At 47.4% G+C, this 24,790-nt stretch carries 18 protein-coding genes; 7 read left to right on the top strand and 11 right to left on the bottom strand.

Annotated elements, in window-relative coordinates; all coding sequences use genetic code 11:
• Positions 1 to 14: 14 nt before the first annotated feature.
• Entirely contained in the window at positions 15 to 1,463 is a 1,449-nt protein-coding gene (locus LG272_RS03690) for a DUF3300 domain-containing protein (RefSeq protein ID WP_404409725.1), read from the bottom strand.
• A gap of 116 nt (positions 1,464 to 1,579) precedes the next feature.
• The gene (gdhA, locus tag LG272_RS03685) at positions 1,580 to 2,932 is read right to left on the bottom strand and encodes an NADP-specific glutamate dehydrogenase (RefSeq protein ID WP_126760156.1); all 1,353 of its coding nucleotides are present in this window, start codon (positions 2,930 to 2,932) and stop codon (positions 1,580 to 1,582) included.
• Positions 2,933 to 3,055: 123 nt separating this feature from the next.
• Here gdhA and LG272_RS03680 point away from each other — a divergent pair, with 123 nt between their 5' ends.
• Positions 3,056 to 3,496 (top strand): DUF488 domain-containing protein, encoded by a 441-nt coding sequence (locus LG272_RS03680; RefSeq protein WP_404409724.1) that lies wholly within the window; start codon positions 3,056 to 3,058, stop codon positions 3,494 to 3,496.
• A 2-nt stretch (positions 3,497 to 3,498) separates the two neighbouring features.
• Entirely contained in the window at positions 3,499 to 4,194 is a 696-nt protein-coding gene (locus tag LG272_RS03675) for a 2OG-Fe(II) oxygenase (protein ID WP_404409723.1), read from the top strand.
• Here the strand turns inward: LG272_RS03675 and LG272_RS03670 are convergent.
• Positions 4,183 to 4,674, bottom strand: a complete 492-nt coding sequence (locus tag LG272_RS03670; RefSeq protein ID WP_198678605.1) for an OsmC family protein — start codon at positions 4,672 to 4,674, stop codon at positions 4,183 to 4,185. The two genes, LG272_RS03675 and LG272_RS03670, sit on opposite strands and share 12 nt — an antisense overlap.
• A 29-nt stretch (positions 4,675 to 4,703) precedes the next feature.
• On the opposite strand from LG272_RS03670, the gene LG272_RS03665 reads away from it, so the two are divergent.
• Together LG272_RS03665 and LG272_RS03660 are read left to right on the top strand one after the other, a co-directional pair.
• Positions 4,704 to 6,383 (top strand): NAD-dependent malic enzyme, encoded by a 1,680-nt coding sequence (locus tag LG272_RS03665; RefSeq protein ID WP_126760153.1) that lies wholly within the window; start codon positions 4,704 to 4,706, stop codon positions 6,381 to 6,383.
• Between the two features lie 66 nt (positions 6,384 to 6,449).
• Positions 6,450 to 7,409 carry a hypothetical protein gene (locus tag LG272_RS03660; protein WP_404409722.1) on the top strand — a complete coding sequence of 320 codons (960 nt, stop codon included), beginning with the start codon at positions 6,450 to 6,452 and terminating at the stop codon, positions 7,407 to 7,409.
• Positions 7,410 to 7,411: 2 nt separating this feature from the next.
• Here the strand turns inward: LG272_RS03660 and LG272_RS03655 are convergent, their stop codons facing one another.
• Positions 7,412 to 8,620: an Nramp family divalent metal transporter gene (locus tag LG272_RS03655; protein WP_126760151.1), complete on the bottom strand. Its 1,209-nt coding sequence runs from the start codon at positions 8,618 to 8,620 to the stop codon at positions 7,412 to 7,414.
• Between the two features lie 113 nt (positions 8,621 to 8,733).
• On the opposite strand from LG272_RS03655, the gene LG272_RS03650 reads away from it, so the two are divergent.
• Positions 8,734 to 9,189, top strand: a complete 456-nt coding sequence (locus LG272_RS03650; RefSeq protein WP_126760150.1) for a methylated-DNA--[protein]-cysteine S-methyltransferase — start codon at positions 8,734 to 8,736, stop codon at positions 9,187 to 9,189.
• Positions 9,190 to 9,213: 24 nt separating this feature from the next.
• On the opposite strand, the gene LG272_RS03645 is transcribed toward LG272_RS03650, so the two are convergent.
• Positions 9,214 to 9,732, bottom strand: a complete 519-nt coding sequence (locus LG272_RS03645) for a WYL domain-containing protein (protein ID WP_126760149.1) — start codon at positions 9,730 to 9,732, stop codon at positions 9,214 to 9,216.
• Positions 9,733 to 9,930: 198 nt separating this feature from the next.
• Between LG272_RS03645 and LG272_RS03640 the strand changes: the two genes are divergently transcribed.
• Both LG272_RS03640 and LG272_RS03635 read left to right on the top strand, forming a co-directional pair.
• Positions 9,931 to 10,197 (top strand): hypothetical protein, encoded by a 267-nt coding sequence (locus LG272_RS03640; protein ID WP_404409721.1) that lies wholly within the window; start codon positions 9,931 to 9,933, stop codon positions 10,195 to 10,197.
• Between the two features lie 137 nt (positions 10,198 to 10,334).
• Complete coding sequence (locus tag LG272_RS03635; RefSeq protein WP_404409720.1) at positions 10,335 to 11,255, top strand: MaoC/PaaZ C-terminal domain-containing protein; 921 nt, start codon at positions 10,335 to 10,337, stop codon at positions 11,253 to 11,255.
• Here LG272_RS03635 and LG272_RS03630 read toward each other — a convergent pair whose 3' ends face one another.
• The 6 genes from LG272_RS03630 to recC form a co-directional block, all read right to left on the bottom strand.
• Positions 11,256 to 12,536, bottom strand: coding sequence for an NAD(P)/FAD-dependent oxidoreductase (locus tag LG272_RS03630; RefSeq protein ID WP_404409719.1), 1,281 nt, complete (start codon positions 12,534 to 12,536; stop codon positions 11,256 to 11,258). It abuts the gene before it with no gap.
• Positions 12,537 to 12,694: 158 nt separating this feature from the next.
• Positions 12,695 to 15,214: an acylase gene (locus tag LG272_RS03625; RefSeq protein WP_126760147.1), complete on the bottom strand. Its 2,520-nt coding sequence runs from the start codon at positions 15,212 to 15,214 to the stop codon at positions 12,695 to 12,697.
• Between the two features lie 94 nt (positions 15,215 to 15,308).
• A complete protein-coding gene (gene arfB, locus LG272_RS03620; RefSeq protein ID WP_126760146.1) occupies positions 15,309 to 15,725 on the bottom strand; it encodes an alternative ribosome rescue aminoacyl-tRNA hydrolase ArfB in 417 nt (138 codons plus the stop codon).
• Positions 15,718 to 17,652, bottom strand: a complete 1,935-nt coding sequence (recD, locus tag LG272_RS03615; RefSeq protein WP_404409718.1) for an exodeoxyribonuclease V subunit alpha — start codon at positions 17,650 to 17,652, stop codon at positions 15,718 to 15,720. The genes arfB and recD overlap by 8 nt, the downstream gene beginning before the upstream one ends.
• Positions 17,646 to 21,266: an exodeoxyribonuclease V subunit beta gene (recB, locus tag LG272_RS03610; RefSeq protein WP_404409717.1), complete on the bottom strand. Its 3,621-nt coding sequence runs from the start codon at positions 21,264 to 21,266 to the stop codon at positions 17,646 to 17,648. The genes recD and recB overlap by 7 nt, the downstream gene beginning before the upstream one ends.
• The gene (recC, locus tag LG272_RS03605; RefSeq protein ID WP_404409716.1) at positions 21,263 to 24,733 is read right to left on the bottom strand and encodes an exodeoxyribonuclease V subunit gamma; all 3,471 of its coding nucleotides are present in this window, start codon (positions 24,731 to 24,733) and stop codon (positions 21,263 to 21,265) included. The genes recB and recC overlap by 4 nt, the downstream gene beginning before the upstream one ends.
• Positions 24,734 to 24,790 lie beyond the last annotated feature (57 nt).

Genomic DNA, 24,790 nt, shown 5'->3' with positions numbered 1-24,790 from the left:
ACGATTGCGTTTCTTTAGAAATCTTGCATTCGGTTTTGCTTCGCTCGATTGTTCGAAGCCGCTGGCCGATTGACCTGCCCACGAGGTGCCGCTTTTGCTGGTGCCTCATAGTGCTTCGAACTTTTCACAGTAGCACGCGGTTGTTGGTAGCTTGGCTGTGGTTTCGGCGTTGCTCGCGGCGTAACCGTCACAGCACGTTGACTTACTTGCGGCTGTTTTGGCGCACGCATATAAGGTTCACGTACGTCACGGTTTTTTACCTTAGGTTGAACACGAACATTCCGCTCACGCACCACAGAATCACCCCACTGAGGCGATTTACTGCGTGGTGTTACTTTTACTTCAGTTCGCGATTCCACCGCCACCTGAGCTGGTTTTCTGTCGCGCAACGTGCGCACAATGCGATCTTGCTCTGGGCGCTTATTGCGCTGAGTAACAACGTTGCGAGCAGTTACCTGCGGTTGCGCTGGTTGCGCTCGCGGTGATGTCATCACGCGTTGGTTATTCACTGCTCGCTGAGACACTTCCGGTCTGACGATTTCATCACGGCCATATTTGCCACCGTTGACCATATAGTATTTCGGCCGTTCGGGCTGCAAATCACGATGGCGATAATCAACACCTCGACGATGACGCGGATTGTGATACCAACGTTTGCTGTCTTTACCCGTCATATAATAATCACGACGTTTTTTCGGCGGCTCACGATAATAATGGTGGTTGATCACCACATAACGCTGTGGCCAATAGAAGTGACTAAAATAATAACGGCTTGGTATCGAGTAGCTAATACCCCAATAAATACCTGACCCAATACTTACGGTAAGCGTTGGGCGCGACCAGAAAACTGGTTGGTAATCATGCCAGCGCCACGAACCATAGACGACCCGCGGGTCATAGTAAGGCACATAAACCACTTCGCGACGAACGTTTTCAATAACAATCGTACGATCTTCGCGCGCGACATTCACGTGCTGGTTTGAACGCAGGTTACCGGCAACATAAGCATCATCACGTAACACTTGAACACGTTCTAACACTTCATCTTGTTGAGCTAGAAATGCCTCGCCGATGGCTTGTGTCCACTGCAGGTCATCACTCATCTGCTTCAACACCTCAGGCGTGCCTACTAGAGCTTTGACACTAGCATCCCACGTCTCACCAGCAGCGCGTTCCAGCGCCTGCTGCGGTGACAAATGCTCATGACGGCGAACCCAACGCTCCGCTTCAACCACTTCCAACGGGTAGGTTGCGGCAATCAATACATGCGAAAGTAAGCTATCCGGATACAGTGCAATTGGCGCAAGTAACCGATCTAATTCAGCCTTTGAATAATAGACAACTTGCTGCTGCGTCGTTTCAGCCTGCGCTACTTGAGGTGCAATAACGAGTCCGGTGACTCCCATTGCACATAGCATTGCGACAGCACTGAAACCGCGCTTAACCTGGTGAATTTGCATCATAATGCCTCCAAACGGCAGATAGCGAAAAGCTATCAGTTACTAGTTTAGTCGCACTGCTGAGCAATTTAGTTTCATCTAAACAATTATTTTTTGTAAAGATTAGGTTAACCAATTGATTATACAAGGCCTTGTTCTAACATGGCATCGGCCACTCGTTTAAAACCAGCAATATTGGCACCTAGTACTAAATTGCGCGGCTTGCCGTACTGTTCGGCCGTGCGTGAAATATCCTTATAAATATTTTTCATTACCTGCTTTAAGCGTTCATCAACTTGTTCAAACGTCCAACGTTGCATACTGGCGTTTTGCGCCATTTCAAGTTGACTCGTGGCTACACCCCCAGCATTGGAGGCTTTACCAGGACCATAAGCAATTGAACTTTGTTGTACCGCATCGAAAGCAGCTTCTGTAAGCGGCATATTCGCGCCCTCGACAATGCCCAAACAACCATTTTCTAAAAGGCATTCAATATCTTCTCGTGTCACTTCATTTTGAGTCGCACATGGGAAGGCTAAATCGACTTTGTAGCGCCAAACTTGATGACCGTTTTCGGGGTAATCTTTGCGAGGCGTGTATTCTGCTTCAGAATGCGTTTCCAAATATTTTTCTAAGCGCTCGTGTTGTTGCTCTTTCAAGCGTTTCACTAGATCTAAATCAATACCGGCTTGATGATAAATCGTCCCTGAAGAGTCACTGCAAGTAACCGGCTTAGCACCAAGCTCATAGAGCTTCTCCATCGTGTAGATTGCCACGTTACCTGAGCCAGATACAGCACAGCACTTTCCTTCAAGCTCCTCATCACGGTCTGCCATCATGTAATTGGCAAAGTAAACACATCCAAACCCAGTTGCCTCTTTGCGCACGAAAGAGCCTCCCCAAGCCAAGCCTTTTCCTGTTAACACGCCGTCAAACGAATTCGCGAGTCGCTTGTATTGTCCGAACAAAAAGCCAAGTTCGCGTGTACCAACACCAATATCGCCAGCCGGTACATCCGTTGTCGGGCCGATATGACGGAACAACTCGGACATAAATGACTGGCAAAACCGCATGATTTCAGCTTCAGATTTACCTTTTGGATCAAAGTTTGCGCCGCCTTTACCTCCACCGATTGGTAACCCTGTTAGCGCATTTTTAAAGATTTGCTCAAAGCCAAGAAATTTAATAATGGAACCATTAACGCTCGGATGAAAGCGCAAGCCACCTTTATACGGCCCCAATGCGGAGTTGAACTCAATACGGTAACCTTTATTCACTTGAACTTGACCATTGTCGTCAAGCCAAGGCACACGAAACATGATTTGTCGCTCTGGCTCAACAAGACGGGCAATGATGGCTTGTTCACGATACTTTGGGTGCTGCTCGAGAATTGGCTCTAAACTCTCGAGTACATCTTCGACTGCTTGATAGAACTCAGTTTGAGCTGGGCTGGTCTGTTGCAATTGTTCAATGGTATCGTGAATATATGTCATACACGGGTCCTTTTTTGTGCATTAAAAGTGTTATTAACATTAGTCTCTTAGAACGGCTAAAAAAAGGAAAAAGCTCATAATTAAAACAATTCATTCAATTGATAACTCGCAATTAGGCATCAAATGACTACTTCATACTCGATAAAATTTAAGCGCGTTTATGACGCAGCAGAGGATCGCGATGGTATTCGCATATTGGTTGACCGACTATGGCCGCGTGGGGTGAAGAAAGAAGCGTTATCGCATCAAGATTGGTGTAAAGACGCCTGCCCGTCGAATGAATTGCGAAAATCTTATCACGCTAAAGAAATCGACTATGAACGCTTTGCCAAACGCTATTTCGACGAGCTTAGCGCTAACCCAGATAATTTAACGCCACTATTGCGCTACGCTCGACAATCGCAAGTAACACTGCTTAGCGCCGTGAAGACGTTTGAATATTCGCACCTTCCAGTGCTAAAACATGCCATGATTGAGGCACTAAAATTAGAAGACCAACAAGCCGACGACAATAAACTGAGTTCACCGGTATGTTTTGGTAAAGATTTCAACTATTGGGGATAACAGTGACCACAGATTTTATTGAAGTTTATGACGACGCCTTACCTGCTGAGTTTTGTGAACAGTTTATTCGACGCTTCGAGCAAAGCCCACATAAACAGCAAGGGCGCACTGGCGGTGGTGTTGATACTGACAAAAAAAGAAGCGAAGACCTCTATCTCAACCAACATCAAGACTATGCCGATGACTTACGCACTATATGCGATATCACCACGCGCTACGCGTTAGAGTACTTCAAGAAATACCACTTTGCGCTGATTGCGCCGGTCGCCCTGAAGGTCAAGCATCCAAAGACTGGCGCGCCAGTGAATTTAACTCACGAAAACTTTGACGAAGTGGTTGCTGGAAATGAACAAGCGTACATGCAATTGCTTTACCGACTCGGCCCCATTCAAGCGCAGAAGTATTTAAAAGATCACGGGAATTACAATTATTGGCACTGTGAAGTTTTTCCTGAGAAAAACAGTGTCGAGGCTTTGCATCGCAGTTTGTTGTTTATGTTTTACTTAAATGATGTGGATGAAGGCGGCACGACTGATTTTTACTATCAACAGCGCAGCATCAAACCGAAGCGTGGGCGCATGGTGATAGCACCCGGCTATTTCACCCACACCCACCGTGGTACGGTACCCATATCGAATGATAAATACATTCTCACTAGCTGGATTCTGATGAACTCAGGTCAGCAGCTATTCGGGTGACTTCAATACTTGACCATCTTCATCCAGCACCGTGACATCCACATGAATACCGTTGCGAACGCTCTGGGTGACCACACAAAAATTTTCAAACTGTTCAAGTACACGGTCTAGTTTGTCAATATTATCAGCCGCTTGCCCAAGATTTAATTCAACTTGCATGGCACTAATGCGTAAGCGGCCATCCACGCGTTCCATATCGCCTTGCACTTTAGCGGTGACTTTACCTGGGTCACCTTTGAATTTTCGAATGGCAAACATTAAGCTCGCCGCCAAGCAATTCGCAACAGCTGCTGCCAATAATTGACTTGGCCCTGGGCCTTCGCCATTTCCGACCGGTTCGTGCTCGTCAGTAATAATTTGCCCAAACTCACCAAAATCGACTTCAAACTTATAATTATCAATCAACGCAAGTTTTACTTCGAATGCCGGATTTTCCATGTGTTCCTCCAGTTTTTCTGCAATAATTACCGATTCATCCATGTCATCACGTCGCGCGAGGAGAATGATTCATGAAGAATCCGCTGTATATTCCTTATGCAGGCCCTAATTTGCTTGAAACGCCGCTATTAAACAAAGGTAGCGCGTTCACCCGAGAAGAGCGAGCTGCGTTTAACCTTACCGGATTATTACCGCCTCGGTATGAAACCATTGAGGAACAGGTTAAGCGTTGTTACATGCAGTATTCAAGCTTTGACACTGCCATCAATAAGCATATTTATCTGCGTGCGATTCAAGATAATAACGAAACGTTGTTTTATCGATTATTACAGCAACATCTTGAAGAGATGATGCCGATCATTTATACGCCAACTGTAGGCGATGCCTGCGAACAATTCTCTGATATTTATCGTAGTTCTCGTGGATTATTTATTTCCTATGAAGATCGTGACCAGATGGAAGATATTCTTCGCAATGCCACGAAACGAAAGGTAAAAGTTATTGTGGTCACCGACGGTGAGCGGATTCTTGGTCTTGGCGACCAAGGTATTGGTGGCATGGGGATACCGATTGGTAAGTTGAGTTTATACACCGCTTGTGGAGGTATTAGCCCAGCGTACACGTTACCGGTATGTTTGGATGTTGGCACCAATAACGAAAAGCTTTTGAACGATCCGATGTACATGGGAGCACGGCATAAACGGATTGATCAAAGTGAATATAATGCATTTGTTGATCGGTTCATGAAAGCAGCACGCCGCCGTTGGCCAGAAGCAATGATTCAATTTGAAGATTTTGCACAGCCGAACGCAATGCCACTGCTACGTAAATACCGTGATGAATATTGCTGTTTTAATGATGACATCCAAGGTACTGCTGCCGTGACAGTCGGTACACTTTTAGCTGCCTGCCGAAGCAAAGGCGTGCAATTAAAAGATCAGAAAGTGGCGTTTGTTGGTGCCGGTTCAGCTGGCTGCGGTATTGCTGAGCAAATCATTCAGCAAATGGTCGCGGAAGGACTAACCGATGAACAAGCTCGTCGTAATATTTATATGGTCGACCGATTTGGCCTACTAACCGAAGGCATGAGCGACCTACGCGATTTCCAGCAAGCATTGGCACAGCCGTTAGAACATCTCTCCGATTGGCAACACAGCGGTGACTATGCATCGCTACTCGATGTTATGCACTGCGCCAAGCCAGCTATCTTAATTGGCGTTTCAGGGCAGCCTGGGTTGTTCACCGAGCAGGTTATTCGAGCGATGCACCAATACACCGAAAAACCAATTATTTTTCCACTTTCGAATCCGTCACGACAAATAGAAGCACATCCAGCGCATGTCATTGAATGGACCAACGGTGAGGCCATCATAGCTACTGGTAGCCCTTTCGATGCGATTCGATATAAGGGCATCGATTATCCGATAGCGCAATGTAATAACAGCTATATTTTCCCTGGGATTGGTCTCGGTGTGATTGCCGTGAAAGCACGAATCATTTCAGATGAGATGCTGATGGCTGCGAGTAATACGCTAGCTGACGAATCACCTCGAGTACGCGGTGAAGGTGATAGCTTATTACCAGGCATACCCCAAATTTCTGAACTGAGTAAAAAAATTGCTTTCAACGTTGGGAAAGTTGCTCAGCAACAAGGGCTCGCCCTTGAAGTGAGTGACGAAACGCTACGTGAACGCATCGACGCCAATTTCTGGCGTCCGGAGTATCGCCGCTATAAGCGTGTAAGCATTTAGTCAAGGCAACTGGCGATTCGACCTATTTCCTTGTATGTTCAATACATAGCGACGCAAGGAGGTCGAATGCGCTGGTGGATAATAGGCCTGTTGCTACTAGTGGTAACACCGGGAGCACTGGGCCAGTCTAAAGAAACGGAAAAACCCACCGAAGACGAAAAGGCCATGATCGATTCGTTTCGGGAGGGATTAACAAAATCGGTGAATGCCACTGCGGCTTGGCTCGACTCTTTTTTTGCCGAAGATATTGATTCGGATGCCTACGACACGGCCTCAGGCAGCTTGCGCGTAACCCCAGAATGGGATGAATACGATGGCTTTAGACTCGACTCTAGCTTTCGCGCAACGGTTGTATTCCCGCACGCAGAAAGAAAGTTCTCGGCAATCATTGGTCGTGGTGATTTCGACGACTTTATTAATGATACCCAACAATCTCGCCCTTCAGTAATTCGTCGTGATCAATCAGATGAAGAATGGATGCTTGGCCTCGGTTTTGACCCGCAAGTAAGTAATAAACATAGTCTTTCATTTGGCGCCGGCATTCGCGGCGGATTAGCCCTAGACACCTATCTTCGCGCCCGTTACAAATACGAATCGATAATCGGAGACAATATTGAATTCTTCACGCAAAGTGTTGCTTTTTGGCGCGATAGTGACGGGTTTGGTATCGCTCAGACTTTTGAATTTGATGCTGCGCTATCAGATAATTGGTTTTCAAAAAGTTGGGTAAAAGGAACATTTGCCGAACGCACTGAAGGAGTGCGCTGGCATGCTTCGCAGAAAATTTATTATATGTACCATTTTGAACGAGCTATTGCTGGTGAAGTGTGGTGGTACGGTGAAACCGAACTTGATGTACCGATGCAAGATTATGGTTTGCGAGCGTTACACCGTAGTCGTTTTAAGCGAGAGTGGCTGTTTTTAGAGGGATGGGTAGGCTTGCATTGGCCACGAGAAACCCTCGATGAACAACGCAAGCCGCGATGGATGGTCGGCTTAGAACTCGAATTACTATTCGGCAATTAAGATTAAAGCCAGCCAAATGCAGCAGCGATACTCCGCGCCCCTAGGCCTACTGCAATGAAGCACACGATGATTCCGAGTATATTTTGTTGCCAAGAATTTCGATGTTTGCCAAGGCGTGGTTGATTACATACCCAGACCAAGAACACCGCTATAAATGGCAGTAATATGCCATTCGCCACTTGCGCAAATATAATAACCTCAATTGGCTTTAAGCCTAATGACGCAACCACGACACCTATACTTAAAATGGCTAACCAAATGGTGCGGAATTTTTTGTCTTTCAGGCTGTTGGAGTAACCTAAAACGCCACTTAAAGCATAGGCTGATGCTAACGGCGCCGTGAGTGACGACGACAAACCAGCAGCAAATAATCCCAATGCCATAAATGTCGTTGCCGCATCGCCAAACAGCGGCTGCAATGCCTGACCGAGATCAGCTGCACCTTCAATCGTCAGTGCTTTACCGAAGAATGCTGATGCTGCAGTTGCTACAATTGCAAGAGAGATAAGGCCACCCAACGGAATTGAGATATAGATATCTTGACGCGCTTCGTCGAGTTGTTCAGGAGAATGCCATTTTTCGGCGCAACTTGACGCATGTAAAAACAAATTATAAGGCACCACCGTAGTACCGATAAGTGCGACTACCATCAATATACTGCCAGTCGGAACCGATGGAACGAGAAGGCCGGCAAATAGAGCAGCCCAATCTGGCTGCGTCAAAATGAATGTTGCCAAAAATGCCACACTCATTAATAAAACCAGCCCAATTAAGACTTTTTCTACCAACTTGTAACTACCCTGCCATAATATGACACCGGCCAAGCCACCGAGTAAAACTGGAATATATTGACCGTCAAAAGGTACTAGATCCGCAAGCCCCATGCGAGCGCCACTAATATTTCCGCCTTGATAAACACTATTACCAATAACGACTGCTGCAAAAATCAATAGCACAACCAGTTGTCGCACCCAAGGTTGTTTAATTGCTGCGCGAATGTTTTCCCCCAACCCTTGCTGGGTCACAACGCCAAGACGTGCTGACATCTCTTGCAAAATCATGGTAGCGAGCACTGAAAAAACCAACGCCCACATGAGTGCATAACCATAATTGGCACCCGCTAATGAAGCGGTCACTACTGTCCCCGGACCAATAAATGCGGCTGCCACGAGCGCGGCAGGCCCCATACTAAAACGTCGTCGTGTTGTCATTCTTTACCCGCTTTTTGTTATCGTTATTGTCGTATTCAGAGCTTCTCAGTTGGCAGCGTTGTCAGTAGCATGCTAAATAATAATAACAGCCCAACACCTACTTTAGGATAGCTATGTATCAAGACAGTTTTGAAAGCCCAATCGGTCCGGTGACCGTCAGCAGCCGTGATGGAGAGTTTATCTGTGAAATTGCATTTGCGGAACCCGACGGGTTCCCGTCATGCAATGTCACCAGAATTGGCAAGCAACAGCTTCAAGAATATTTCAACCGCAAACGCAAACGGTTTAATTTACCCTTGAAAGCAGAAGGCACGGAATTTCAACACCGGGTTTGGAAACAGTTGACGACGTTAGAATATGGGCAATTGGCCAGTTATCGAGACATTGCTGAAGCCATCGGCAACCCGAAAGGAAATCGCGCGGTTGGTATGGCAAATAGTCGTAATCCCATTGCCATTGTTGTTCCGTGTCATCGTGTTATTGGTGCCGACGGCAGTATTACCGGCTATGCGGGTGGTATTGAGAAAAAAGCATTTTTACTCTACCACGAAGGCGCTGTGTTCGATTAAATCAAGAATACTCAGGAAAAGCCGTTAACCTTTGCCGTTGTAGCGCGCGTGCATTCTACTTACGTGTGCTTCAATTTCACTTCGCAGTGAGAGCGGTTCTACCACTTCAATGTGTTCGCCACAGCTCAAAATCCAAGCGACTAAGTCTTTAGTCACGGGTTGTACAAAGGTAAGATAGAAACTGAGTCCATTGCGCTCGATATGTTGTTCTGGGTGTAGCGGATTATTCGTCACCAAATTCAGCATACCGTTTGAGCATTTTAGTTTGATGCGGGCTAAAGAGCCGTGTGTCGTGTTATCAGGTAAATCGGGGAACGGCAGATGGGGAGCCGTTTTTGAGAGGCTCCAGCCGAACGGCTTTGAGCGATCGTCGGCAATTAACGGAAAAACTTCCGATAATTCATTCAAATTCCGCTGTATGGTACGAACACTGACATCTACCCCATGCTCTGAGAGTCTTTTTCGCAACGACTGTACATCTACTTTTTGCGGCTCACGTGGAATATGTTGTAGCAGCATTAAATATCGTAAAACACTCTGCACCGACGAGCTCCTTGTCTATTGCGGTATGACATCCATCATACCTTGACTGTGCGTCAGAACCTGTCGCATCAGTTACATATTTGTAAAACTACAGCAAAATCAACCTATGTCACATTGTATATCGGCCGGATAAGCGCTTTACTTAGTATAGCTGGCTAATCAGACTAGCACTCGCAATAAGCCAGATAGGAGGTTCAGATGGTTCGATTTGCCCTAATGATGTTGCTTGCATTGAGCGTTGTGAACGTAGCAACGGCACAAGATCAGAATGCACAAAAAGGTCAACAAACGGCTGAAGAAGCGAAAGAGAAGGCCGCTAAAGCCGAAGCTGAACGCGAAGCGCTACGCGCTCAAATGAAAGCTGAAAAAGAAGCTTTGCAAAAAGAGCGGAAAGAACAAAGCAGCAAGCTCAAAGCAAAGTCCAAGAAAAAGGACGATAATGGCGACAATGGCGACAATCGCTAAAAGCTGATCGCAAAAGTCAATTTATTCCGCTGAGGGCCGCATCAATGCGGCCCTTTTTTTACTGTGGTAAGGTCTGTTATTCACGTCGCTAGGTGTATACTCAGGAACTAGTTGTGCTATACATAGATGCACGTTGCGTGAATATATTTAAGGAAGAAGCTTTAATGCAAGTCGAGCAACCGGATACATTGCCAAACCTCCCTGGAATGTTTTTTCGTTCGTTATTTACTGTTGCGAGAAATGACCAGGAAGTTGCAGAGCCACAAACTCTGGATGCTGAATTCAGCGCGCCAGCGTTTTCTGCTGCGCAATTAAAGCGGTACCACGAAGCATTCAACGGCTTTATTAGCGAGGTTCCATTAACTCTCATTTATTGCCTAGCGCAACGCGTCCATCTCGCTCAAATGCTTGGGGAGCACTTCCCATGGCCTGCACCAGGGCTCGTTCACGTTAGTAACAGTATTGAACAACACAGTGATATTAATGCTGACGATGGGTTCATTTTAAGAGCGTCAATTAAGCTACCCGCACGTGGTCCTAAAGTGTCACCGCGTCGCTTACGTCCGCTCTTTACAGTTGAGTTCTGGCAACGAGACAACCACGTCGCAACCTGTGTCAGTGAATATCAGGTGATGCCAAAGCAAGTTGATCGACCACGTCGAGCAAAAGAGAGTAAAACGTCCGAGCCACCAAGCGACGATTGGAAACGCCTCGATACTTGGAAGTTAGCCGGCAAAGTTGCTCGCGACTATGCTCGTCTGTCCGGTGACTTTAATCCGATTCACCTACACCCGTTACTTTCTCGGTGGTTTGGCTTTGACCAACCGATTATTCACGGCATGTACATGTCAGGGCGTGCCCAAGCTGAAGTCGAGCGCGCTGCGAAACGGCCAGTCGTCAAAATTGATGTTGCGTTTAAACGCCCTGTGCCACTGCCTGCAAAGGTTTCCCTTTGGCAACAGTTGAATGAAGGCGGTGATAGCGGCCAATATCAGATTTGCGGCGCCGAAGACCACCTTCAACGATTAGAAGGTAGCTTCAGCTTCGCGAACGACTAGTTACTTCTTCGGTTTGAGTCGTTCAACACCCATAAAGCGCAGTGAAAGCTTTTCATAAATTGGCTCAGAAGTACCGCGACGCACCTTATACATAAAGTATTTCTCGAAAGCGACTTTGGCCCAGTGTACCCAGCGACCACTGCCAGTCCAATTACGATTACGTGGCGGATTTTGAGGAATCGCTAAAAATGCCGCACCAGTATTTCCCATATCCGCCAAACACAAGGCACTGAGCGTTGGCTCTACCAACTCATCGGTACCAGCTTCTAGTGCTTCGATATTTGAAACAATGGCTGACGTCATGGACTCAATCATCAAGCCTGTCTTAGGAGCGCCTACTGGCACCGGTGTGGCTTCAATTGGAGGAATCGCCACACAGACACCTGCAGCAAAAATATTTGGATACTTCGGTGAGCGCTGATATTTGTCGGTTATCACAAATCCTTTCGGGTTACATAACTCTTCCACAGCTGCCACCGCCGGTGACCCCTTGAAGGGCGGCAAGAACATCGCATGTTTGTAATCTAGCTGATGTTGTTTGATTACCTCGCCCGCTTCATTGAGCTCATCAAAATAACAAACTCCATCTATCAATTTCGTTACTTTGGCATTGCAAATCCATTTAATGCCGTGCTCACGGAACTTATGTTCCATTAAGCCCTTAGAGTCGCCGACACCGCCAAGTCCCATATGCCCAATATAAGGCTCTGGTGTCACAAAAGTAATCGGTACGCGATCACGAATTTTCTTCTTGCGCAGCTCATATTCCAATGACAGAACATATTCATAAGCTGGACCAAAACAGCTAGCGCCGGGAAGTGCACCAATAATCACGGAGCCTGGGTTTTCGCACAGTTTAAGATAATCTTGATGAGACGTTACGGCGTGATCAACAGTGCAAATAGATTGTGATCCCCCTATATCCGGACCCGCACCCTCGACGGCAGCAAAATCTAACTTGGGTCCAGTACAAAGCACCAAGTAGTCATATATCAGCTCGCCACCATCATGGAGAACCAAGGTATTCTCTTTTGCTTTTATTTCTTTTACGCCAGCGGGAGAAAATTCAATATCACGCTTACTAAAGAAATCACCAATTGGCATCACGACATCATCGCGTTTGCGCGTGCCAAGTGCCACCCAAGGGTTTGACGGTACAAAATTAAATTCAGCACCTTCACCGATAACGGTAACTTTCGCCCCTTTTCCAAGTTTCTCGCGTAGTTCAAAGGCGACCGATACACCGCCTAAACCAGCACCAACAACTGCAACATGTGCCATAACGAAATGTCCTACGTTGTTCAAATAATGTTCATTGACTATGTGCAAGCATTTGTATTTCGTCAATAGCTAAAATAAAAAAATATTGATCTAACCTGTCAATAAAAAAGGGCAGTTGAGAAATCTCAGCTGCCCTTTTTAGGTTTATCAAGTACCTATTAGCGTAAACTATCACCACTCAATGTGGCTGTTCTAGCTGCGTTCGCATCAATATCGTCTTGCTGGAAATGAAGTGAGCGTAACTGCGGTTGCTCAGAATACAACAAGGTCTGGTCAAGATAATGGTCTGATAACACATTCGAACTCTGGGAGTAACTTAACAATCCATCAGCTTTAGGACCATCCGCGGTGAATTCCATGGCGAACATCCAGCTTGAGCCGTACGTAATGTGATAACCGCCCGCTTCTGCACTCAAATCTGATCCAGCTAGTAATGGATAACGATGACGGGGAAGAATCGTTCCGTCATTGCTCATATTGCTCCGAAACACGTTAAAACCACCTTCAATGTTATGAGCTCCACCCCATGGTAACTTCACGCCAGACGCTGTGCCGTCTGGGTTACTACGCTCGACAAATTGCACGCTACCAAGTGTTGCGGATGGGTTAAGACCAGCATCAACAATGCGCTGCTGCGCCGTCGCTAATTGTTGCAACACCGTGTTGTTCGCGTCCAAAGTATTTGGTGTGGTGGTGGGTTGTTCAGGATCATAGGCAACTTGCCATTGCGGGTCACGGTTAAACTCAAAAGCAAACTCGCGGAACATCATCGCACCTTGGCTTTCAAGATTCATACGTCCGTCCCATCGTGCTAGCGCATCGCAAGCTGGCGTAATAACCACCGTACTTGAATCCGCCATTGTTACAGGCGTTGCGCCTTGAGATTCGCACAATACCAAGAGGTCTTCCAGCACGGCTTCACCAAGGAAATTACGATTGCCAATGAGTCGGTCGACTAAATCTTCACGAGTAAATCGGCCGTCGACTGAGCCACCTTCTGCCAGCATTTTTTGCCCAAGGCGAGAACGTAACGACTGTTGGTTGCCCACTGGCCCCCACAGCGGTGAAAGCCCTTCAATTGGCGCCGCTGGATTAGTTAGCCAAAAACTATCGTTGGAATTTTGCACGAAATCGTTACGCTCAAGTTGCGGCGCCTGTTCAAACGGCACGGTGCCTTGCGGCATAAACGCACTATCGTCGCCTGGAAAGATAAATAATCCAGCTTGTTCGGTTAGTGTTTGGTAAAGCGGGTTTTCAGCCCATACTGCTAGCGCATCTGGGAGAATATGTGGCACCGAGGAACCATCGGTGAAAAAAGCATTACCTTGCGCATCAACTGCCATCGCATTGTTGAACACCGTGCCGGTATAGTCGACAAAGGTCTGTTTATAGGCATCAATGCTGTCTGCCATATTCATACCTAACCAATGATCAAACAAATCATAGTTTGGCAGGTTGGCATCATATAGTGCATAAGCAACATCTTGCCCAGTGCCATCAGTACCCCATGGCAGGGCATTAGGAATCACGACAATTGGACCGAACTCGCTATAGTAGCTGGTCTTGCGCAATGTCATATAGGTACCCGGACCAGTTGCCACACGAATATCGTGGGTTTTCGTGGTCATCGGTACACTCTCACCGTCAAGCAAATAGCTGGTGCCCTCACTGTCTTCAGGATCAAGTGTCAGACGGTGAATGGTGAAACGTGAAGCCGTAGAAAACGTGTGCGTCCATGCCACATTTTCATTGAAACCAATGTTTACAATGCCCGGCATGCCTGACAATGAACCACCAACCACTTTAAGGTGGCCTGGTATTTCAATACCGAATTGCCAGAAACGTTGGTTACCGGTATGAGGGAAGTGTGGGTTAGCAATTAACATCCCCTGTTCGGTCGCACTGAGCTCACTGCCTATCGCCCAGCCGTTAGAGCCTGACTCAGTTGGGTTGGTATCTGGAATACCCACGGTGCTGATGTCAAAATTCAACGCGACAGGCTCGCCCGACTCACTTGTCACAAACGTTTGATTATTTGGTACACCTAAGAACAACGGCCCAGTGAAGTTTGCCGCGCCCGGTAATAAAGCAACCCCTTGCGCATAAGTCATCAAATCGATTGGGGTAATATCTTGTACCCAAGGCTGCCCAGCACAGGTTGGATCCATGTCGGCTTCGGCGGTTTCATTAATGTACTTGTTATAACCTGCTGCGTAACCGGTCAGCAACGCTTGTGCTTTTTCACTGATTTGTTCAAAGCCTGCTTCGGCATTGTCGCGAATACCAAGCGTCAAGAAGCCAAAGTCGGTAAGTAAATTCTCAGAGTCTCCCGAACCAGGTACGGCATCAGGACCAAAATAGAACGCGCGTTTCGAGTTAAATTTAACGATCTGGTCGGCCAATATACACAAATTATCTTGAGCAAAGGCATAACCAACCCCAAAACCCAAGCTTTCTAAATTATCGGCTTTAACATACGGAACACCGTAATTGGTCCATGTAACATCAGCGTTTAAATTACCTGCGGGAGCAAATGTCGCGATGCTATCTGGTGGAGTGAGATTCCCTGTAGGTGGTTCAGCTTCGCTCGAGCTATCGCCACAGGCTGTGATTAAAAAAAAGCTACCGGACAACACCAATGGCGTGAGTAAATTAAATTTTTTGGTTTTATTTTTCATGAGCTTACCTGGTTGTTCTGAGAAATAAAGTTTGTATAAAACTTGTAAACAACCGCAGTATGGATCGAACTGGTCGGAGCTGCAAGCTCAAAAATTAATCGACTTTGCCGCGCATTGCTTTAATCGATGCGCGCTTTTTCTTGGCATCAACGCGGCGTTGTTGAGCTGCCTTGGAGGGCTTGGTGGGAATTCGTTTTTTGCGAGTTGCGCCAACACTACGAACTAATGCGATGAATTGCTCAAGTGCTAACTCACGATTGGTAAGCTGGCTACGTGTCTCTTGGCACTTAATAATAATTTTGCCGCTTTGCGTGATGCGATGGTCGCGTAGTGCCAATAACCGCTCTTTGTACATATCTGGTAACGAAGAAGCGCGGATATCAAAAATCAGCTGAGCCGCAGTGGATACTTTATTGACATTCTGCCCGCCTGCGCCTGATGAACGAATAAATTGCCATTCAATTTCGCGTTCGGGAATGAATACACGCTGCGATATCTGAATATCACCCATCGGCTAATCCTCCACTTCGTTGGATGCGACGCTCGACTGCTTTTAACACTAACTGGGGATTCGCGCACAGCAGCGTGAATTGCTCTTTCGCACGGGTGATGCCGGTATATAACAATTCTTTGGTCAAAATTGGCACGTCGTGCTCCGGTAACACCATGACTGTGTGAGTAAATTCCGACCCTTGCGATTTGTGAATCGTCATCGCAAACGCAGTATCGACCTGAGTGAGACGGCTTGGCAACAACCAGCGTATATTGCCCTCTGTCGTTGCAAAGGCAACGCGCAATGGTTCATTTGGTTGCCGTCGCAAGACGATGCCGATATCGCCATTGCGCAAATCAAGACTGTAATCGTTATGGGTAACCATGACTGGTCTTCCTTCAAACCAACCATGATCGGCCGCTAAATCACCAAATAACCAATAACTAATACGTTGATTAAACTGGTGCATTCCCCATTCGCCTTCACGCACAGCTGTAAGAATCTGAAACTGTTCAAGTTGTTTAAGAATGTCTGCCGCCCAAACATCTATTTCAGCAGCGCTACTCGATTCTGGCCGCGTCTGAATTAATGTCAATAACGGCGCATAGCCTTCTTCAACCATTTGTTGAACAGACTGATGATTGGGTCTTGAGACAGCGCGCATGCGTATATTGTCAAATTCTGCCTGCGCCGCGGCCATCGCGTCGCTATCGCGCAGCCATTTTTCTAACCACGTCCGCTGTTGTCGATTGACTTCGTCGGCTAATTTCCCAATACCTTTGTTTGGATCAAAGCGACGACTCTCATGAAACATAGTGGTGTGTTGCAAGTATGGCCAATTTTCGCCAGCGGCATCGGTTTTATCTGCTGGCAACGCAACATCGGCAGTCGCATTTAACCAATTAGTTAACTCCGGCGTGTAGTGCCCGTGCTCGGCTTGTTCACATAACTGCCCCAATATAGCGCCAGCCTCGACTGAGGCCAGCTGATCTTTATCACCCAGTAAAATGAGTCGAGCATGTGATGGCAGCGCCTGAACCACCGCAGCCATCATTTCAATATCTACCATCGATGCTTCGTCAATTATCACAACATCGGTGTGCAATGGGTTGTCCTTGTTATGACGAAAGCCACGGCTGTTTGGTAAGGTTCCGAGCAATCGATGCAGTGTCACAGCTTCGGTTGGAATATCGGCTTTCACATCATCAATGCTTGCTAAAGTCAGTAATTCATTGCCGATGGATTCACTCATACGCGCGGCGGCTTTCCCGGTCGGCGCAGCGAGTCTAATTCGCAGCGGTTCCGACTGCCCTCGCAACTTCTGTAAAGTCGCCAACAATCGGACCACGGTGTAGGTTTTACCAGTTCCAGGCCCACCGGTTACAATGGTGAACAAGCTGCGCATTGCCATCGCACAAGCGGTGCGTTGCCAACTGATTGTTTGTTGTTGACCAAACAACTCATCTAAAACTTGCTTCAAGTGCTTCGGGTTTACTTGTTGCAACGATGCCATGCGCGCTGCTAAGTCAGTTTTAATTTGTTGTTCATAACAAAAATAACGACGTAAATACAAACGCTGCTGTTGGAGTACTAAAGGGCTATTTTCTGGCTTTACTGCCGGCGAGCAAAGCAACACTTCAAGTGCGTTTTGTAACGACATACCCGCCGAGACGTTGGCCAAAACTTGGTGCGGCATTTGACAAACTTGCAAACTCTCAACGCTGGCATGCTCTGGCGGTAAACCCAACGTTTGCTCAGGTGCAGCGTATAACTGTGCTAAATCAAGACAAGGATGACCACGCCCCAGTTGATAACTAACCAACGCCGCCAGTAAAACAACGGTTGCTTGGTCATCATCGAGTTGCTGCGCGAGTTGTTGCGCAAGGCTGAGATCAATCGCGCGTATCCAACCATGCTGATACCAAAGTTGCAATTGCGCTAGCATGGTAACACCTCCGCCACGCTAAATAGCTCGGCTAATTGCTCAATCAACTGCCGCGGCGGTTTGTCATAAAAAACGCCCGCAGACGGTGCTTCGATACCACGTAAAAACAAATACACCGCACCACCAACATGCTGATCGTAATCATAGAGTTCGCCAAGACGTACGCCGAGAAGCTTATGCAGCGCAACTAAATAAATGACGTACTGAAGGTCATATCGGCTGCTCAAGATTTTGTCGCGCATTGCATCCGCAGTGTATGCCATTTCGTTTGGACCTAAATAATTTGATTTATAATCAGCAACGTAATATTTCCCGTTGTGTTCAAACACCAAATCGATAAAGCCTTTAAGCATGCCGTTTAATTGCATCGGTAGCACTTTCGGACGGTCATAGCCGCGCAATACCTGTTCACGAACTAACGCATCAATACGCTGTGCATCGAGCTCGGGCGCAGGAAACCAAAATTCGGGCTCCGCTTTAAGTTTCTGCAAGTCAGCCAACCTCATTTCGGTCCCATTGAAATGCATCGGTTTTGAAAGCATTGTCGCTAACCAATGCGTTAACACTTCTTGGTGAGCTGCCCAAGGTTCGAGTTGCGAGCGCTCAACTACAAATTCCTGCAATTTGGCTGGGTTTTCGTGTAGCAGTGCGAAACCTTCTTCGGCTGCATCTTCGAGTAGGTTATGTAAATACGTACCGGCATCCGCACCTTTCGGAAAACCATGTATCGTATCTAAACTTGGTGCCGTTAGTTGCACTGGCTGCTGATCATGTTGTTCTTCAAGCGCATTCGCACTATTGACATCATCAACAGCTACCCAATCACCGTACTTCAATGCACTGTAGCTCGCGACCCACCAGCTCTCGAAACGAAAGCTTGCTGGCATTCGACAATAATTGATTGCTGTTTGAGCAGCCTGTGATGGCTGATACCACGTCTGTGCGATGTCGTCAGCAACGTCATTGCGATGACAATGCAAAGGCGGCTGCCATTGGCTCAACTCCAGCTGGCTACCGCCACTTAGCACATAATTAATCGCGGTATCGTGAAGCGTATTAAACGGCGCCAAACCAATAAACGTAGCAAACTGAGCTCGGGTAACAGCCACGTAAAGTTTGCGAATATCTTCCTCGAGTCGTTCTTGGTCAAGCTTCGCCGCAATGGTTTCATCGTCACCGGCAAGCGCAACCTGAATATTGCCATCGCTATCGTGATAAACAGCTGGGAATCGAACTCGCTTATCCTTTGTTTTCGTACAAGCAATAAATGGCAAATAAACCAACGGATACTGCAAGCCTTTCGATTTATGAATCGTGATAACTTGTACCAATTGGCTATCACTTTCTAGACGCACCTGTTGCTCTTTTGAATCGGTGCTGCTTCCTTCTCGCGCCAACTCAATATGCTCAGCTAAATAGCGCAAAATACCTGACATGCCCTCGCTAACAGCAGCCTGTTGCTGTAGTAGTTCGGTGATATGTAACAAATCCGTCAGTTGCCGTTCACCGTCTACTTCGCGCAGTAATCGAGCTGGAACGTCATAGTCATGCAGTAAGCGCTGAATCATGGCGAGAACGCCATGATATTGCCAGCGCAGGTGATAAGCCAAAAAGCGCTCTGCAAAACTATCCCAACGCAGTTCATCATTCAGAGTTTGGTCAATGTCGGTCAACGACAAATCCAACAACCGACTGACTAAAGCGGCTCGCAATAAGCTCGGGTCGCGCGGTTGTGCGCAAGCTTGCAATACCCGCAACAATTCCACTGCAAGTGGGCTACTAAACACCGAATCACGGTCAGATAAGTAAACGCTTTGAATACCGCGCTCGCGTAACGCCTGACGAATAATTTTCGCTTCTACGCCGCTATTTACCAACACCGCCACATCGCTCGGTTTAACGCGCTGTAACTCGCCGTTCTCAACAAAGCCAGCCTGCGGGTTGTTGAGCAACTGCGCAATATGTTCAGCATGCCAATTAGCCATTATTGCGTTGAGATTAGCATTATTTTGCTTGCCTTCAGCCGTATAACAATCGAACTGTAAAGCGGCGGGCGCAACACCATCAATTTCAAAACGCTGTTTCAATCCGTTTGCCGATACCGGTATAAATGGTAATGGATCGTCTCCTGAGGCTGGATCGCGAAAATGAAATGGCCCCTTCGGCGTGTCTTTTGCCTCTAAAAACAACGCATTACTTGCATCAACCATCGCTTGAGTCGAGCGATAATTGGTTGCCAAGGTATAATGCCGACCGGTGGTCGCGGTACGGGCTTTTAGATACGTATGGATATCAGCATTGCGAAATGAATAAATGGCCTGCTTCGGGTCACCAATTAGGAATATTCCCGTACCTGCCTGGGGCGTTTCAAGCTGATATACCTTATCAAATATCGCGTATTGAACTGGGTCGGTATCCTGAAATTCATCAACCATAGCAATTGGAAACTGTTGCCGAATGGTATCTGCAAGCGCGTCTCCAAACTCACCATATAACGCATAACGCAATCGGGTCAGCATGTCATCAAAACCCATTTCGGCACGTTGTTGCTGTAGCGTAGCGAAGCGCTTTTGAAACCATTGTGCGGCGTGTTGCAGTAGCCCAGAGCGAGGCGTTGGGATGTTTTCAAACGCTTCTCTTAATGCAGTGAGTTGTTGCCATAAGGGGTGCTCAGGCACGTCCCCTTTCAGCGCATCTTGCAAGCCATCCATAGTGAACCGATCCCACCCTGTTTTCGGCTCAAAACTTGGCACTAGCGGCGCATTCGCATGGTGCAACGACGCCGCCCACTCGCGCAGCTGCGCCAGCCATTTAGCGACCGAATCGACACGCATTTTATTGCCATTTAGGCGTTTTTCGTCGCGCAGTTTAGCTAAAATCGCTTCGCCTTCTTCAATCCATTGTGGCCAACTGGCATGGTGAAAATTGTCTCGAATTGCCTGCTGTGCTTGCATCGTTTTTTGTAACACAGCAGATGGCGCCGGAAGGCTACTTGGCTGACCATGGTTCAAGATCGGTCTAACCGCGTTCAACAATGCTTCAGGATCGGCAAACTCATTGATGACAAGCTGATAATGTTGTAGCTCGGCTTCAGTGTAAACACTAATAAATGTCCGCCAATAGTCTTCACTAACTTGCTGCCACAATGCCTGAGTATCGGTATTTAGTTGCTGAGTAAACAAGCTACCACTGGCAAAAGCATGCTCACGCAACATCCGGTTACACCAACCATGAATGGTATGTACTGCAGCTTCGTCCATTGCTTGCGCCGCCAAATCAAGTAAGCGAGCATAGCCGGCCAATTCATCCACGGCGTACGCCGCTTTCAAAGCCTGCAAAAAGCCATCGCGTACATCAATATCGCCACGGAAGTAGGCGGCAGCTTCACTCAAATTAGCGCGAATTCGATTGCGTAGCTCTTCGGTTGCTGCATCGGTAAAGGTCACGACTAGAATTTCATCTGGGGTATAACAACGTTGGCATTCGTGGCCAAGCACTAAACGTAAATAAAGCGCTGCAATGGTATAGGTTTTACCCGTACCGGCACTTGCTTCAATTAACCGACTGCCCTCGAGTGGAAACGTCAACGGCTGTAATTTATTAATTGCACTCACCCTGCCACCTCCGTTGTTGGCATGCTCAGAAATAAATGCTGCATCATTGGTTGATACAGCGCTTGCGCCATATCATTCAATGTATCGGTTGCCGTCAAACTGGCATAGTCAGGGAAGTAGCGCGCCGTATAGACTGCTCGTAACTTCTGTGCCGTGTGATTGAACCCTGATTCATCATAGAATTCCTGAGCTTTTGGATGGATGGCATTGACAGATTCTTGCGCAAAAGCCTGTTGCCAGTCTTTGTGATTTCCCTTGATTCCCTCAAATGCGGTTTCTAATTCCAATGGCAGTGGTTGCTGAAGCCCTGCGTGAACCCAATGCATCACAACAGTTAGCAATTCCAGCGCTTGTTGTTGTTTCATGGGCGCGAATTCAATCACGCCCTCGCGTCCCAATAGGCAACTGCGTGTCATACGAAGCGTGTTGAGTAATAGATGCTCTAGCCATAACTTCACCGCATGCTGCGGACGCGGGCGATACGCTTTGCGATTGCTATCAACAATAACCGATGGCGTAACCTGCAGCCAGAGTCGCTCACCTCGGCTGTTCTGCTGAAGTGATGCAAAGGTTGCTTCAACGCTTATTCCATTCGCAAATTTATGGGCAACTTGCACCGTTCCAATCTGCTCGCGATAAACATCAAAAAAACTGCTGGCTCGTTCTAACAAGCCTTGCGTGTCGGCAAGCAAATTATCCCGCATGAATAAACCGGACGCACCAAGTGGTAGTTCGCCAGCGCGCTGATAGCGTTCGAGCATGGCAGCAATAGTTGCTTCGGCTTTCGCGACATCGTGTTGTTCACGTAGACATCGCATAGCTTGCTGTAACGTTGGTTGAAGCAATTGCCAGCGCTCTAAACCATCAAGTGCAAATCGCTCTTCATCTCGAAGTGTATGCGTTTGTTCCTGTAAATAGGTATTGAGGCGTACCTGGGTAAACAATTTTGCCGATTCCTTCATGAAGTCACTGAGTTGTTTTACTGTCAGAGCGCGAGGCGGCACCCACTCAGTAAGCTGCTGTTTTCGTGGCGCATCCGTTGCCGATTCGCCGTGCACAACATGCCACTCTTCAGCGAAACTAAATAAGTCATTCAGCTGTGGCTGTGACAGTTTGAAATAATCGCGATGGAAAGGCTGCAGTCGATGCTCGACTACCCAAGCGTTGCCATCACTGCGCTCGCCATATACCTGCTGAATGTGCTCGAGAAATTGGCTGACTAATACTGACGGCGGCTTTTCGCTGTTGTCACGAATGCTTCTTCCTTGCCAGCTGATATATAGCAACTGCTGGGCGGACAAAATAGCTTCCAAAAATAGGTAACGATCATCTTCACGGCGAGAACGGTCACCGGGCCGATAGTCGCGCGCCATTAAATCAAAATCGAATGGTTTCTGGGTACGCGGATAGTCACCGTCGTTCATTCCCAATAAACAAACATATTTAAACGGGATAGCACGCATAGGCATTAGCGTTGCAAAGTTAACGCGACCCGCTAAGAAGCGTTGGTTCAAACTGGGCTCATCGACTTGGCTGAACCAACTTTCGAGCACAACAGTTAGTGCAATCGGCTCATCAAGGGCGGCACTTTGCGTCGCTTCCAGCCATTCTTGTAAGCGTTGCTGAAGTCGGTTCAGCAAAACGACATCGGCGTCGGATTCAGGCAAAAACAAGCGCCCGAGCAAAGCATTGAGATAGGTTGCCCATTGTACCGGTGTGCGTTCTTGTCTGGCTTGCTCAAAATGTTCGTTTAACACCATGACGAACTGATGTAATGCGCCAACGATATCCGCGTCTAAGCCACCAACATCAACCAATGGTTCAATCTGCTGCCAGCCAGGGTCAAAACCTTCCACTTCTCCAACGGCATACCCAAATAGCATGCGCTGTAATCCAAACAGCCAAGTGTTTTGGTGTTCAGCGGGCAACTGTAATTGTGCCCGATGATGCTCATCTAGAGCCCACCGTATACCTGATGCATCAATCCACCGTTGTAAGGTGGTTAATTGATCGGCATGAAGGCCAAACCGTTTTTGAATGGCGGTTACTTGCAACAAATCGAACAACTCACTGGCGTTTGCGCGTTGCTGGCCAATGGTCAAGATATATTCCAGCGCGATTAGCATCGGATGCTGATGCCGTGCGCCTTGGTCGGCTAAACTATACGGAATACATCTTGCATCATCGCGCTCGTAACGTCCGAACACGGCATCAATATGCGGTGCATACTGATCGATATCGGGTACCATAACCATGACATCGCGAGGCTTTAAACTCGGGTCAGCCGCAAATCGTGCCAATAACTGATCGTGTAGAATTTCGACTTCGCGTTGCGGGCTATGGGCACAGTGAAATTGGATCGCGCTATCATCTAAAACAACACCTTGCCACTGTTGTTGCGCTTCATGAGGCGAATTGAGATGTAAAATATCATAGCGAATCGCGTCGAGAACGGATGGTTTTTCCGGCAACGGTTGCTCAAACATATCAAGTTTTAACGTCGGAAATTCATGACGCAATTCGTTCGTTTCATCAAAGAAATCGAGTAATCGAATATAGTCGCGCCCTTGTTTACCCCAGGATGCTAGTAGCGGGTGACTATATGCGTGCAGCTCATCCGTGTTCACATAATCTGGGCGCTGATGACGACGTTGATGGCGTGCTTTCACTTCCTGGTCGTAAATGTCTTTACCGTCAATGATATCAGCCCAGTAATACTGACAGGGGTTGTGCACACACAAAACCACTTGCGTGAACCGGCTCAGAGCCTGTAACACCTCGAGCGTTTGCTTCGGCAAACTGGAGATACCAAACACCACCACCCGCGGTGGTAAATTGGACGGTCGCTGGCCAGCTGCGCGTTGGCGACAGGTGTCGATAAATTTTTGGTGCAAATAGGCGCGGTTATTCCAGCGCGAATCACCGACATCGGCCAATAAATAACGCCACAATAACGGTTGCCATGCTTGGCCATCGGAGACCGCTAATGAGCCACCAGCCGCCCAATCGCTTAGCCAGTCGGCGCGATAAATTTGGTACTGATCATATAAATCGGCAAGGCGTTCGCTTAACTGGAAACATTTTCGCTGTTCCAAATCATCAGCCATATAGCGCCGTAACGGCTCAAACTCAGGTTCGTTAAGATGTTGCGGTAGAATGCGTAAAATTCGCCAGGTTAGACGATCTTTATCGAATGGTGAATGCCGCGGCAGATCATTGCCCAACACCGCGCGATAAGCCTGCCATTGAAATCGTGCCGGCAAGGTCACATCAACCATCGCTGCAATACCTAGATCGCGAGCAAGATGTTGCTTTAGCCACTGAGCAATACCATTGGATTGAACCAATATGGTCTCGCTATCTAAAACGCCGATGGGATAGTGACGATTCATTGATACCACAAGGTCGGTTAAATCCTGTAACCGATGGCTATGGGCAACTATAAATCCTGGGGTAAGCTGACTCATGACTGTTCCTCTGCATGTGTAATTGCCATCCTAACCAAATACCGAGCCTGAAACCAG

Origin of the sequence: Pseudidiomarina marina, assembly GCF_044807045.1 — a bacterium.
Lineage (GTDB): Bacteria > Pseudomonadota > Gammaproteobacteria > Enterobacterales > Alteromonadaceae > Pseudidiomarina > Pseudidiomarina marina.
The sequence above is the reverse complement of the archived record's forward strand: the minus strand, read 5'-3'. Positions and strand labels throughout refer to the sequence as shown.